Genomic DNA, 12,435 nt, shown 5'->3' on the forward strand with positions numbered 1-12,435 from the left:
GCCTTCCGTCAATCGGTGTACGGCTCTGGGTGCGTCTCGGGGCTGCCGAATCTGGCCACGTAGTGCCAGACACGCTTGAGGGCCTGCTCGTCGTATCGGCCGGTGCGAGAGGCGTCTCCCAGGATTCGTGGATCGAGACGACCGGCCTGGGCGAGAGATGTGCCGAGGTCTACGAACTCTTGGCCCCGGTACTCCGGGTATCGGCGTAGTTCCGCCGTGGTCAGGGTGAAGCCGCCATGCCACTCGACCGGGCAGGGCAGTCGCCGGGCCGCCTTCTCAATCGATGTGTCGCGATAGCAGGGGTCGAGGACCAGTGCTTCGGCGTCCCGGCTGAGGTCGATCACACCATGTACGTGGGCTTCGATGTAGTCGTCCAGCGGGTCCTTGCCGTCGGCCTCGGCCAACGCGATCAACGTCGACAGTCTCGACACCACGCCGAAGTGCCGCGGCTGGAAGAAACTGTCCGGGTAACAGAACGTGGTGCGCGCCAGAGTGTGCTCGGCCAGGCGCAGGTAGGCCGAGCCGAAGCGTGGTGAGCCGCCGACCAGGCGTCGGCGAAAGTTCAACGATCCGTACTTGGGCCGATCGGCCGCCGGCCCGTCGTCATAGGCCCCCGCGAAGATCCGGCTCTCCCACCGCCAGCGATCACCGCCAGGGTGCGCCGTCAGCCCCCCGTTGCTGATCCCGGTCTCGAACTGCGACCGGTACAACCTGTCACGGGCCAGGAGGTCCAGGATCGGCGTCCCCGCCACGAGTCGATCAGGGTGAAAGTGCAACGTCACCCGCGCCGACGGATCCACCGGCTCGCCGATCGCCAGCGACATAACGTGGGCGATGGCTCGCTCCCCAGGGTGCGGCATGGCGACAGTATTCACGGGCGCAGCGTCGCTCGGGGATCCGCGGTGTACGGGATGCGGCTCACTCAGACGTGAGTGCCTTGCGGAGGATCACCGCCTGCCGGTGATAGCCCATCCGCTTCTCGTAGAAGGGAATGGACAAGGGGCTGCTGAGATTAGTGTCGGTGACGGCTACCGTCGCGCCTCTTCGCCGTCCCCACTCCTCAGCGCCCTCCATGAGCGCCGTGCCGGCCCCCTTGCGCCGATACTCTTCGGCGACGGCAAGCGCATTGATCACGAGTCGCACCCGGGATAGATCGCGCTGCAGCTGCCAGCGGGCATCCGGGGCGGGTCGGGTCACAGCGGCTTCGATGACCCCGACCACCTGTCCATCGTCCTCGGCGACAAGCCAGGCGGTGTCATCGTCCCGCTCCTGACGGATGCCCTGTTCGAACCACTCCACGAGGCCGTGAGAATCGGGCTCCTGAATCACCTCGGGCACGATCATGGCGTAATGGCGGCCGGCATCTCGCCACGCCCGCGCACAGCCCTCGCCGTCTCCTGACCGGATTTCTCGCACCGTGAGTCCGCTCACGCCGTCAATCTTCGTCCTCCGATGAGCTTCCGGCCTACATGCGCGTAAGGAACCTATCCCTCAGGCATACGACCCGACGCCTAAGGTCCAGCGTGCGCCCTGGCGCGGAGCGGGCCAGGGCCACGCCTCTGCCTTGATGACTGCGTGGGTCAGCTGTTCGAGGTCGGCAGCCTCGACGAGCCGCCACCCGCCTGCGACCGGCAGCGCAGCCCACCAGACGCCGGTCCGGTGGCCGAACCAGAACACCAACCCCGGGAATCGCTGCCGCAGAACGCTGACCGCGTTCGGGTTCATCGTCCTTCACCGGGTCCCGCGTCCCGCGCTTTGAGATATTCCGCGATCTTCTTCGCCGCGCCGGCCGGATCGTCTGCCGCGTGGCAGGCCTGGTCATCTCGGCGCCATACGAACCACTCGCCGGAGGGGTCGATCTCGATCCACGTTTTCCTCTGGACGAGGTCACCGCGTACGGACAGCGCCGGACGAGCATCACTCAAGCCCACTTTCACCCTGAGCTTGGACAGTTCGTGGCACAGCGCCACAAGCGCGCCAAGGTTCCGATTCATATCCGATGTACTCACACCTCAGCCCTCCAGGAGTTGTCGTGTTCATTTGGTTACACACAGTCAAACGCCGCCAGTACGCTGCCGGTAGATGACAATGCGGGGCAGGACAGGGCACGAGATACGTGTCCCCGAAGTGGTGGCGAGGGGTGCTCATGGCCGGTGCGCGACGAATGTGGGCTGATCGCATCCGCCGCATCCGCAAGGGGCGTGGATGGGACAAACCAGAGATGGCGCGCCGACTCGCGCAGGCTGCCGGGGAAGCCCGCGGTAGTCTCCCCGACCACGAGACGCTGCTCGGCTACGTGAAGCGCTGGGAGCGTGCTTCCGTCGGCATCTCCGAGCGGTACCGAATGCTGTACGCGCGGGCGTTCTCGATGGATGAGGATGAACTGTTCGGTGACCAGTCCGTTGCCACTTCGACCGCCGAGCCGGCGACTATCGGAGCCTCAGCAGGCGACTTCTCCACGGCCGGCCGCGTGGGTGCCAAGGATGTCGACGAGGTCCATCGAGCGATCCAGCGGCTCTACTCGATCGATGATCAGTATGGTGGCGGCCGACTACGCGACTCCGTACTGAGCCTTCTCCAGCAAATTCAGCACCTGCTACGCGACGGGGTCTACACCGAGCAGATCGGGACCACCATGCGCAGCGCCGCTGGTCATGTCTCCGAACTCGCGGGTTGGACCTTCTTCGACACAGGTGACCAAGAACGTGCACGCCGGTTCTACCTTGAGGCGTTGTTCGCCGCGCAGGTGGCACAGGATCACCGCCTCACGACGCTTACGTTGTCCAGCATGAGCACCCAGGCCTACTACCAACGGCATCCCCAGGAGGCTTTTGATCTGGTCAGCGCTGCAGCGGCGTCCGCACGTGGCTGGGCGACCCCACGGGTGCGGTCCATGCTCGCGCTGCGTGAAGCGGTTGCTCATGCGGCGATGAAAGACCGCTCGGCGTTCTCCAATGCGATCGCCCGGGCTCGCTGGGAACACGCGGACGCGGCGGAAGTCACTGATCCCCATTGGGTGGAGTGGCTGAGCGACTCCGAACTCACGGTCCAGGAGGCAAGCTGCTTCATGGACCTCGGTGAGCCGGAAGATCTGCATCGCGCTGAGACGCTCCTCAGCGAGGCGCTTGAGCGTACAGCCAGCTCATATCGACGTAACCGGGCGCTATATCTCGCATGGCTGGCGTCTGTCCTGTGCCACAGGGGTGATGTCCGAGGAGCTGCGCAGACCGGCATGCGGGCCCTCGAACTCCAGACCTCCGTGTCGTCCGCTCGCGGCGTCGCGCATCTTCAGACGCTCCGGAATCGCCTCAGACCTCATGGTGGCGTCGCCGTCCAGGAATTCCTTGACCGCTACCACCGCGCCCTCGCCGGCGTGAATGGATGAGCCACATGTCGGACGTGGTCGTTCGTACGCATGACGGCAGCGCGCCCGACGCGCTGATCGGACAGATCGTGGACCTGTACGCCGCTGTCTTCGCCGAGCCGCCGTACGGCGAGGGACCGGAAGACGTCGAGGGCTTCCGGGAATTGCTGGCGGTCGAGCTGCCGCAGCCGGGTTTCCGCCTGGTGACCGCTGCGGTCGACGCGGAGCTGGTCGGGTTCGCCTACGGCTACTCGCTCCGCGCGGCGACGCGGTGGTGGGAGGGCATCGCCCCGCCACCGCCTCCCGAATTCACCGCCGAACGCGACGGCCGCACGTTCGCGATCAAAGAACTGGCCGTCGCATCGTCGTACCGGCGAAGAGGGATCGGCCGGTGCCTGCATGGCGCGCTCCTCGGTCGACGTACCGAGGAGAGAGCCACCCTCACCGTCCGGCCGGACGCCACCCCTGCCCTCGCTGCCTACGAATCCTGGAATTGGTCCCGGCTCGGAGTGGTCCGACCGGATGCCGGGGAGATCGCGTACGTGGTCATGGTCCGCTCGCTGCCCTGATCCGGTTCGTGGGGCCGCCGGTCGTCGGCGAGGATGGCGGTCAGTCTCCGGTGGCGTTGACGCCGGCTTTCTCGATCATCAGTACGGCGCTGCGGACCGGGACGACGGGGCGGTGTGGCATGCCGGCCGGGACGGCGAACGCCTGGCGGGGGCCGAGTTCGACGGTGTCGGTCCCCTCGAGCTCGATGCGGAACAGGCCGTCCAGGACGAAGAAGAACTCGTCCTGCTCGTCATGTTTGTGCCAGTGGAACTCCCCCTGCATGACCCCCAATCGCACCAGAACGTCGCCGATGCGGATGAGGGTCTGGTTGTACCAGGGGTCGTCGACCTGGTCGATCAGTGCTTGGACGTCCATCGTCTGCAGTGCGGCGAAGATCGGCTCGTAGTGGATGGCGTAGTCGGGTTGCGGCATGGCCCCTCCCTGAGGTCGTTGATGACGCCGGTCCCACGGATCACGACGTGGTGGTGATGGGCGCCAGCCGAGGGGCGGCGAGACGCACGTAGTCGTCGGTGGCCAACGCGATCGAGCGGTCCAGCCGGGCCGCGTTGAAGAACAGCTCCGGCGCGTCGAGCAGCGTTGGATCCGCGATGAGCTCCAGCCGGGGGTGGTAGCTGAACGGAAGCACGGTTCCGCTCACGCTGCCGGCCAGTTCCTCCGCCTTGTCCTTGCTCGCGAAGGTCACGTAGGTCCCGTCCAGGAGCGCCTTGACGGCCTGCAGGTCCAGCCGAGCGTCGCCGGGCACTACGGCCAGCGCGTAGCGGGTCTGCTTCTTGCCGATTTTGACCATGACGATCAGGCACTTGGCGGCCGATGCGACGTCGTGCCCGCGGAGGGCGCTGACCAGGTCGGTCCGCCCTTCGGGCGCGTGGTCGATCAGCCGGTAGCGCGCGTCGGCGCTCTCCAGATCCGTGATCAGGCGCTCGTACAGGTTCGGAGCCGGTACGGGCTCCGCGACGTCGGCCGACAGATCACCAGTCACCGCTCAACAACTCCTTCGCTTCCGCGATACGGGCTTCGTCACGTTGGTAGAACACCCACTGCTTGATCTTCTTGCCGTGGACCAGCCCGGCCTGGCTGAGGATCTTCAGGTGTCCGCCGCACGTCGGCTGGCTCACTCCGAGCTTCTCGGCGATGAACAGCGAACACACGCCGTCACGAACCAGGTCGCCGTCGCGCTGTGCCGGGAAGTGCTGCTCGGGGTCCCGCAGCCACTCCAGGATCAGCAGACGCTTGTCGTTGGCCAGCGCCTTGATCAGTTCCACGTCGATCACGAAGGAAGTATGGCAATTAGCTAATTGCCTGTCTAGAGGGAACGGGGCTTGCCTCTGACGTACGGGTCAGGGGTTAGCGTCGCGACGCCTTATGGCTCATCGCGGCTACTCGTTCCAGGAGCGTTCGATGTCACAACTGCCTTCAACCTCCCGTGAGGTCCGTCTCGCGGCTGTTCCGGCCGGGCTGCCGCGGGCGGAGGACTTCGAGGTCGTCGAGGTGCCGCTGCCGGTGCCCGGCGACGGCGAGGTGCTCGTCCGGAACCGGTTCTTCCTCGTGTTCGCGGCGCTGCGGACGCTGCTCGGCGGCGACGTGAAGGGAACGCCGTTCCCGCCGATTCTGCCCGGGGACACGCTGTTCGGAGCGGCGATCGGCGAGGTCGTCACCGCCCCGGACGGCAGTGGCCTGCGGCCCGGCGACCTGGTCTCCCACTGGCTGGGCTGGCGTGAGTACGCCGTCCTGGCCGCCGCGGACTGCGCTCCTCTGGGCGACGCGCTGCCCGATCCGGTCGCGCATCTGGCACAGGGACGGACCGCGTACGGCGCGCTGACCCGGGGCGCGAAGGTCGAGCCGGGTGACACGGTGTTCGTCTCCGGCGGGGCCGGGTCCGTGGGGTCGCTGGCCGGGCAGATCGCGCGGTTGCTGGGGGCCGAGCGGGTGGTCGGCAGCACCGGGTCGCCGGAGAAGGCGAAGCGGATGGTCGCCGAGCTCGGCTACGACGCGGCCCTCGTACGCGGGGAGGGACCGCTGGCCGAACAGCTGGCCGCGGCGGCGCCCGGCGGCATCGACGTCCTCTTCGACAACGTCGGTGGCGAGGACCTGCGGGCCGCGGTCGCGGCGGCCCGTACGGGTGCGAGGTTCGTGCTGGTCGGTGCGTTGTCCGGGCAGCTGGCCAAGGACGGCTCCGGGACCTCGGCGCCGGTGGAGCTGGACGCCTACCAGCTGATCCTCAAGCAGATCACGATGCGCGGGTACAGCGCCATGGGCGACCCGGAGGTGCAGCCGGAGTGGATCGACCGGTTCGGCGAGTGGCTGCGTTCCGATGCCATCGATTTCCCGTACGTCCGCGTCGAGGGCATTGAGCAGGCGCCGCGGGCGTTGCACGAGACAATGATCGGGCGGCATCTGGGCACGGTCGTGGTGGCCCTGTAGGAGCGGAGGACGAATGCGGATCGGCGACGCGGCGGCAGCGGCGGGGACGACGCCCCGGGCACTGCGGTTCTACGAGCAGAACGACCTGCTGCCGCCGCCTCGCCGTACCGCGGCCGGGCAGCGCGAGTACGGCCCGCGGGACGTGGCCCGCGTCCGCGTGATCCGCGAGCTGCTGTCGGTGGGGCTGACCGTCGCGGACGTACGCGACTGCCGGGATCGCCTGGATCTGCTGGTGGATGACACGCTCCCGCCGTACGGAGGGCCGGGAGCCTGCGCGCGCCCCAGCGGCATCGCGCAGCGCCGGCTCGACGCCCTCGACGCGGAGATCGCCCGGCTGACGCGGCTGCGTGAACGCCTGGCGTCCCGGATCGGGGCGGGGACGACGGAACCGGCGCGGTCCTGATCTCAGTCCTGGCCGACGCGGAGCGTGGCGTGCACCGATCCGGTGTCCGGGTCCTCCCAGATCATGGCGCCGAGGGTGCGGAGGGCCGCCACGGCGGCGGCGTTGGAGATGTGGGTCTCCGCGATGATCGCGTGCGCCCCGTGGGTCCGCGCCTCGTCGATCAGCAGGCGGAACGCCTCGGTGCTGTAGCCCTTCCCGCGGGCGGAGCGGCCCAGCCAGATGTTCGCCTGCACGGCGCCGGGGGCCTCGGCGGGGATGATCCGCGCCGCGCCGACGAGCTGCCCGTCGACCAGCACCGCGTAGGCCGCCCCGTCCGCCGGCCGGTGGTGTTCGCGGAAGGCGGCCCGGCGGGCGTCCGTCCACCGCGGCGCCCCGGGGAGGCTCGGCATCACCTCGTGCGGCTCGGTGTCGGCGGCCGCCAGGTCGAGCAGCCTCGGCAACAGGTTCTCATCGACCGGTTGCAGTGTGACAGTGCTCATAGTCGCAGCCTGCCAGGTGCCGGGCGCGGGGACGTGGCGACACGGCCTGAGAATCGTCACTTCCGCCAGATCAGGACCAGCGCGCAGTCGTCGTCGCGGGCGGCGGCCATCTCGGTGACGAGCTCGGTCGCCCCCTCTTTGAAGCCGCTGGGCACGAGGCTCTCGACGGCGCCGAGCAGCCGGTCGATGCCGGCGTCCAGGTCGCGGCCCGGCGCCTCGACGAGGCCGTCGGTGTAGAGCAGCAGCGCGTCGCCCGGGCCGAGCACACCGCTCTCGGGTTCGGAACTCATCTCGGGAACGACGCCGAGCACGACGCCCTTGGCGGAGCTGACCCGCCACGTGCCGCTGCCCGCGTTGAACTGCACGGCGGGCGGATGGCCGGCCGACTCGACGGTGTACTCGCCGGTCTCCAGGTCGATGGTGAGATGGACGGCGGTGACGAACCCCTCGTCCCATCGCTGGCGCTGCAGGTAGGCGTTGCAGGCCGGCAGGAACCGCTCCGACTCCAGCGACCCGAGCAGCCCGCCGAACGCGCCGGACAGCATCAGCGCGCGGGTGCCGGCGTCGACGCCCTTGCCGGACACGTCCACCAGCGCGACCTCGAGCGTCTGCTCGTCGCAGACCGAGACGAAGAAGTCACCGCCGAACGACGAACCGCCGGCCTGGAGCAGCACCACCGTGGAATCCCAGCCGGGCGGCAGGTTCGGCATCTCCCCGTGGCGGCGCAGCCGGTCGCGGAGTTCGAGCAGCATCTGCTCGCCGCGCAGCCCCTTCACACCGAGTTGCTCACGGCTGCGGGCCAGCACCGTCGCCAGGACGGCCGTGACGATGATCGTCGCGATGACGCCCGGGCCGACGCGCGAGAATCCCATGGCGATCGCGTCGTACAGCAGCGCGGCGGCGACCACGCCGAGGAGGACGCCGAGGCTGCGGACGCGCAGCATGAGACCGCCGGCCAGCACGGTCAGGACGACGGCGCTGGGCGAGAACCAGGTCTGCGACGCGGGCGCGGAGATCCCGATGACCACCGTGACGGTGATCAGGGCGATGAGGGCGTTGCGGTCCCGGGTGAGCTGACCGCGCTGGAGCCACTGGTACAGCCGCACGAGAACCGGGATCCGGCGCAGGAAGCGACGGACCCTCGGTGGCAGGAGCTGGACCAGGCGGCTAAGCATGATGCGGGCACTGTATCGAGCATCGCCTGGTCCGCGCTCAGGGCCGCCGGGCCGGATCGAGCTCTCGGCCGTCCGAAAAACCGCTGGATCGCCCGTCGGCACCGCGCATCGCCCCCCGGGGAACGGCCGTCCGCCCTGCGCGTGTTTTCGGGCCGGGTATCGAGGGGAGACCTAAAAGATCATCGGATCTTTCGGAGGTGGCGAATGGGACAGGGCATGCGTCTCACGGTCGACGCGGCGATGCGGGCCCGCGACGTCTCACGCGCCCGTACGGAGGAAGAGGCGCCGAGCCCGCCGGCCGAGGCACCTCAGCCCGTCAAGCCCCGGAGGGGAGAGAAGCGGCGGCTGGCCAAGCGCCGCGCCGCCGCGCGCCTCTGAGATACGTCAGTACGGCAGGCGGGGAAGGTCACCCGTCTGCTCGTAGGCGGTCAGCATGGCGATACGCCGAACGTGGCGCTCCCCGCCGGAGAACGGTGTGTCGACGAAGATCCCGACGAACCGGGTGGCCTCGTCGATCGGGTGCATCCGCGCGCCGATGCTGATGACGTTCGCGTCGTTGTGCTCCCGGCCGAGCCGGGCGGTCTCGTCGCTCCAGGCCAGCGCGGCGCGCACGCCGGAGACCTTGTTCGCGGCGATCGCCTCGCCGTTGCCGGAGCCGCCGATGACGACGCCGAGCGAACCGGGGTCGGCGGCGGTCCGCGCCGCCGCGTCCATGACGAACGGCGGGTAGTCGTCCTGGCCGTCGTACTCCTTCGGACCGCAGTCGACCGGCTCGTGCCCCTGCTCGGCGAGCCACCCGATCAGGTGCTGCTTCAGTTCGTACCCCGCGTGATCGGAACCGAGATAGACGCGCATGCCGCAAAGTCTGTCAGGTCGGTGCCGCCGGGCGTACGGCCGGGGCCTCGCGTCGCGCCGGGACTCCCGGCCGCGAGTCCGCTCCGGAATTGAGGGCCCTCCGAGCCGGAGGGACCTGACCTCCAGGAACTCCTCCAAACCGTGGCCGCCGCCAGGCGTCCGGGGGACGGATGTGGACCCTCACTGTTGCAAGTACTTTGCAACAAGGATTCAATGGCGGTAAGCGTCAGCCCCGAACGAGGAGGATCCATGACGACGGTGCAGTCCGCGACGCGCACCCGCCTTGGGCGGGCGGAGTGGGGACGCCTCGCCGGGATGGCCGGCTTCGTGGCGCTGCTGCACGTGGTCGGCTGGGGGATCCTGCTGCTCCTGGTCGAACCCGGGCACTACCACCTCGGTGACGGCAAGGTGTTCGGGGTCGGGATCGCGCTGACGGCCTACACGCTGGGCATGCGGCACGCGTTCGACGCGGACCACCTCGCCGCGATCGACAACACCACCCGCAAGCTGATGTCCGACGGCCAGCGCCCGGTGTCGGTCGGGTTCTGGTTCTCGCTCGGGCACTCCTCGGTGGTGTTCACCGCCTGCGTGCTGCTCGGCTTCGGCATCAAGGCGCTGTCCAACGGCGTCTCCGACGAGAACTCCGGGCTGCACAAGATCACCGGGACGATCGGCCCGACCGTATCTGGAACGTTCCTCGCCATCATCGCGATCATCAACCTCGTGATCCTCCTGGGGATCGTGAAGGTGTTCCGCGAGATGCGTGGCGGCGCCTACGACGAGGCGGCGCTGGAAGAGCAGCTGAACAACCGCGGCTTCATGAACCGTTTCCTCGGCCGCTTCACCAAGGCGATCACCAAGCCGTGGCAGATGTACCCGCTGGGCTTCCTGTTCGGGCTGGGCTTCGACACCGCCACCGAGGTGGGCCTGCTGGCCCTGGCCGGCTCGGCCGCGGCCGCGAGTTCGCTTCCCTGGTACGCGATCCTCTGCCTGCCGATCATCTTCGCGGCCGGCATGTCGCTGTGGGACAGCATCGACGGCACGTTCATGAACTTCGCGTACGGCTGGGCGTTCTCCAACCCGGTCCGCAAGATCTTCTACAACATCGTCCTGACCGGGATCTCGGTGGCGTTCGCCTTCGTCATCGGCGGCACCGAGCTGCTGCAGGTCGCCCAGGACCGGTTCGGGCTGCACGGCGCCTTCTGGGACTGGATCGCCGCCCTGGACCTCAACACGGCCGGTTTCGTGATCACCGGCCTGCTGCTGGTGATCTGGGCGGGGGCCCTGGCGGTGTGGAAGTTCGGCCGTATCGAGCAGCGCTGGTCCGCCGCCCTGCAGGACTCCGACGCCTGAACCGGACGGTAAAGAGCTCTTTGCCCTAGTCGTCCGCCTATGTACGGGCCGATCGCAGGCCCCTACGCTCGGTTTTCGTGAGTACCCCCGAGTCACAGCAGGCGCAGCCGCTGCCGGAGTCCGCGCAGTCCCGCCTGGCCGCATCGTCGCAGGGCCACCGCTGTTTCACCTCAGACCTGTCGGTGAACGAGTTCGTGCTGACCACCCAGGCGGGGTTCGAGCCGCTCGGCCTCGTGATGGGGACGTGCATCTACCACATCGGCACCCAGCCGACCCGGTGGAAGGTCAGCCAGGAGCTCCCCGTCCTGACGCAGGCCATGTACAACGCGCGAGAGCTGGCCATGGCGCGCATGGAATCCGAGGCCGACGTCCTCGGGGCCGACGGCGTGATCGGCGTCGAGATCCGGTCACGGAGGTACGCGCTGTCCTCCGACGTCATGGAGTTCGTGGCGGTCGGCACGGCCATCCGCGGCAACCAGGCCCTGCGCACCCCCGCGGGCCGGCCCTTCACGTCGCACCTGTCCGGTCAGGACTTCTGGACCCTCATCCAACACGGCTGGGCACCGCGCGCGATGGTGCTGGGCACCTGCGTCTACCACGTCGCCCACATGTCGTTCCGCCAGGTGCTCCAGGCGGCCGGGCAGAACACCGAACTCGGGATCTACACCCAGGCGATCTACGACGCCCGCGAGCTCGCGATGGCCCGCCTGCAGTACGAGTGCCAGCAGGTGAGCGGCGACGGCGTCGTCGGCGTCACGGTGTCCGAGGACGACTGGATCTGGGGCGAGCACGCGGTGGAGTTCTTCTGCATGGGCACGGCGGTCAGCCGTTTCCGGCCCGATGCCCGCCCGGTGAACCCGACGATGACGATGCCGCTCACCGACTGAGCCGGCCACCCGCTGATCGTCCATCCGGTCCCGACCGGGTGGACGATCAGCGCGCCGACACCGTCAGTCGAAGATCGGGTCTCGGGTGCGGCTCCGCTTGAGCTCGAAGAAGCCGTCCGTTCCCGCGACGAGACGGACGCCGTCCCAGAGCTTCGCCGCCGCCTCCCCGCGCGGGATCGGCGACACGACGGGGCCGAAGAAGGACGCCCCCTCCACGGAGATCACCGGCGTGCCGACCTCGTAGCCGACCCGGTCCATGCCGTCGGTGTGCGAGGCGCGCAGCGCCTCGTCGTACTCGTCCGTGTCGGCGGCGGCCACGAGGGAACGGTCCAAGCCGGCCGCCTCGAGGGCCTCCTCGACGACCTGGCGGGTGTCGGACCGCCGCTCGTTGTGGAAGCGGGTGCCGAGCTCGGTGTAGAGCGGGCCGAGCACCTGCGGCCCGTACTTCTTCTCGGCCGCGATGGCCACCCGGACCGGCCCCCACGCCTGCGTCATGAGCTCGCGGTACTTCTCCGGGAGGTCACGGCCCTCGTTGAGCACGGACAGGCTCATGACGTGCCACCGGACCTCGATCGGCCGAAGCGACTCGACCTCGAGGATCCATCGAGAGGCGATCCAGGCCCAAGGGCACTTCGGGTCGAACCAGAAATCCACCGGTGTGCGCCCGGTATCGGTCACCGCAACCTCCCTGATGTCCCGGCGCGTCCTCGCGGACCGCCGTCGAATGGCCGGAAGACCTCGCACCGAGGCCGCCGAGCCGTCTGCCAGGCCCCGGAAGTCACTCCGACACCGGGCCCTGTACCCGGCAACCACGGCATTTCGGTCGGCATTCCACATGAGAGTTCTCCCAGATCCGGGGGCATGATCACCATCTCGGGGTTAGATGTGTCCTGAGACCGGCTCGCCGGTCGTACGGCCGGGTATCGGG

General features: G+C 68.7%; 18 protein-coding genes. 7 read left to right on the forward strand and 11 right to left on the reverse strand.

Annotated elements, in window-relative coordinates; translation table 11 throughout:
• Positions 1–8 precede the first annotated feature (8 nt).
• Genes ACQP2O_RS40810 through ACQP2O_RS40825 form a run of 4 tightly spaced genes read right to left on the reverse strand, consistent with a single transcriptional unit; the run spans position 9 to position 1,994 of the window.
• Positions 9–875, reverse strand: coding sequence for a DUF3626 domain-containing protein (locus tag ACQP2O_RS40810; RefSeq protein ID WP_433174548.1), 867 nt, complete (start codon positions 873–875; stop codon positions 9–11).
• A gap of 43 nt (positions 876–918) precedes the next feature.
• Complete coding sequence (locus tag ACQP2O_RS40815; protein WP_433174549.1) at positions 919–1,431, reverse strand: N-acetyltransferase family protein; 513 nt, start codon at positions 1,429–1,431, stop codon at positions 919–921.
• A gap of 60 nt (positions 1,432–1,491) precedes the next feature.
• On the reverse strand, positions 1,492–1,725 hold the full coding sequence (locus ACQP2O_RS40820; RefSeq protein ID WP_433174550.1) for a hypothetical protein: 234 nt from the start codon (positions 1,723–1,725) through the stop codon (positions 1,492–1,494).
• Entirely contained in the window at positions 1,722–1,994 is a 273-nt protein-coding gene (locus tag ACQP2O_RS40825) for a hypothetical protein (protein ID WP_433174551.1), read from the reverse strand. Before ACQP2O_RS40825 ends, ACQP2O_RS40820 begins: the two co-directional genes overlap by 4 nt.
• A gap of 152 nt (positions 1,995–2,146) precedes the next feature.
• Between ACQP2O_RS40825 and ACQP2O_RS40830 the strand changes: the two genes are divergently transcribed.
• Both ACQP2O_RS40830 and ACQP2O_RS40835 read left to right on the forward strand, forming a co-directional pair.
• The gene (locus tag ACQP2O_RS40830; RefSeq protein ID WP_433174552.1) at positions 2,147–3,385 is read left to right on the forward strand and encodes a hypothetical protein; all 1,239 of its coding nucleotides are present in this window, start codon (positions 2,147–2,149) and stop codon (positions 3,383–3,385) included.
• A gap of 5 nt (positions 3,386–3,390) precedes the next feature.
• A complete protein-coding gene (locus ACQP2O_RS40835; RefSeq protein WP_433174553.1) occupies positions 3,391–3,933 on the forward strand; it encodes an N-acetyltransferase family protein in 543 nt (180 codons plus the stop codon).
• A 40-nt stretch (positions 3,934–3,973) separates the two neighbouring features.
• Here ACQP2O_RS40835 and ACQP2O_RS40840 read toward each other — a convergent pair whose 3' ends face one another.
• The 3 genes from ACQP2O_RS40840 to ACQP2O_RS40850 are packed head-to-tail and all read right to left on the reverse strand — an operon-like array spanning position 3,974 to position 5,205.
• Positions 3,974–4,345, reverse strand: a complete 372-nt coding sequence (locus ACQP2O_RS40840; protein WP_433174554.1) for a cupin domain-containing protein — start codon at positions 4,343–4,345, stop codon at positions 3,974–3,976.
• A gap of 40 nt (positions 4,346–4,385) precedes the next feature.
• A complete protein-coding gene (locus ACQP2O_RS40845) occupies positions 4,386–4,913 on the reverse strand; it encodes a YbaK/prolyl-tRNA synthetase associated domain-containing protein (RefSeq protein WP_433174555.1) in 528 nt (175 codons plus the stop codon).
• Entirely contained in the window at positions 4,903–5,205 is a 303-nt protein-coding gene (locus tag ACQP2O_RS40850) for an ArsR/SmtB family transcription factor (protein ID WP_433174556.1), read from the reverse strand. Before ACQP2O_RS40850 ends, ACQP2O_RS40845 begins: the two co-directional genes overlap by 11 nt.
• Before the next feature lie 127 nt (positions 5,206–5,332).
• Between ACQP2O_RS40850 and ACQP2O_RS40855 the strand changes: the two genes are divergently transcribed.
• Together ACQP2O_RS40855 and ACQP2O_RS40860 are read left to right on the forward strand one after the other, a co-directional pair.
• Entirely contained in the window at positions 5,333–6,355 is a 1,023-nt protein-coding gene (locus tag ACQP2O_RS40855) for an MDR family NADP-dependent oxidoreductase (protein WP_433174557.1), read from the forward strand.
• A 13-nt stretch (positions 6,356–6,368) separates the two neighbouring features.
• Entirely contained in the window at positions 6,369–6,758 is a 390-nt protein-coding gene (locus ACQP2O_RS40860; protein WP_433174558.1) for a MerR family transcriptional regulator, read from the forward strand.
• Between the two features lie 2 nt (positions 6,759–6,760).
• Here ACQP2O_RS40860 and ACQP2O_RS40865 read toward each other — a convergent pair whose 3' ends face one another.
• Positions 6,761–7,237 carry a GNAT family N-acetyltransferase gene (locus ACQP2O_RS40865; RefSeq protein WP_433174559.1) on the reverse strand — a complete coding sequence of 159 codons (477 nt, stop codon included), beginning with the start codon at positions 7,235–7,237 and terminating at the stop codon, positions 6,761–6,763.
• A 56-nt stretch (positions 7,238–7,293) separates the two neighbouring features.
• On the reverse strand, positions 7,294–8,412 hold the full coding sequence (locus ACQP2O_RS40870; RefSeq protein ID WP_433174560.1) for a PP2C family protein-serine/threonine phosphatase: 1,119 nt from the start codon (positions 8,410–8,412) through the stop codon (positions 7,294–7,296).
• A gap of 216 nt (positions 8,413–8,628) precedes the next feature.
• On the opposite strand from ACQP2O_RS40870, the gene ACQP2O_RS40875 reads away from it, so the two are divergent.
• A complete protein-coding gene (locus tag ACQP2O_RS40875; RefSeq protein ID WP_433174561.1) occupies positions 8,629–8,790 on the forward strand; it encodes a hypothetical protein in 162 nt (53 codons plus the stop codon).
• Between the two features lie 6 nt (positions 8,791–8,796).
• Here the strand turns inward: ACQP2O_RS40875 and ACQP2O_RS40880 are convergent, their stop codons facing one another.
• Complete coding sequence (locus tag ACQP2O_RS40880; protein ID WP_433174562.1) at positions 8,797–9,267, reverse strand: ribose-5-phosphate isomerase; 471 nt, start codon at positions 9,265–9,267, stop codon at positions 8,797–8,799.
• A gap of 249 nt (positions 9,268–9,516) precedes the next feature.
• Here ACQP2O_RS40880 and ACQP2O_RS40885 point away from each other — a divergent pair, with 249 nt between their 5' ends.
• Entirely contained in the window at positions 9,517–10,620 is a 1,104-nt protein-coding gene (locus ACQP2O_RS40885; protein ID WP_433174563.1) for a HoxN/HupN/NixA family nickel/cobalt transporter, read from the forward strand.
• Positions 10,621–10,697: 77 nt separating this feature from the next.
• A complete protein-coding gene (locus tag ACQP2O_RS40890; RefSeq protein WP_433174564.1) occupies positions 10,698–11,507 on the forward strand; it encodes a heavy metal-binding domain-containing protein in 810 nt (269 codons plus the stop codon).
• Positions 11,508–11,570: 63 nt separating this feature from the next.
• Here ACQP2O_RS40890 and ACQP2O_RS40895 read toward each other — a convergent pair whose 3' ends face one another.
• The gene (locus ACQP2O_RS40895) at positions 11,571–12,185 is read right to left on the reverse strand and encodes a mycothiol-dependent nitroreductase Rv2466c family protein (protein WP_433174565.1); all 615 of its coding nucleotides are present in this window, start codon (positions 12,183–12,185) and stop codon (positions 11,571–11,573) included.
• Between the last annotated feature and the right edge of the window lie 250 nt (positions 12,186–12,435).

Source organism: Actinoallomurus sp. CA-150999 (assembly GCF_050942425.1).
In the GTDB taxonomy this organism is placed as follows: domain Bacteria; phylum Actinomycetota; class Actinomycetes; order Streptosporangiales; family Streptosporangiaceae; genus Actinoallomurus.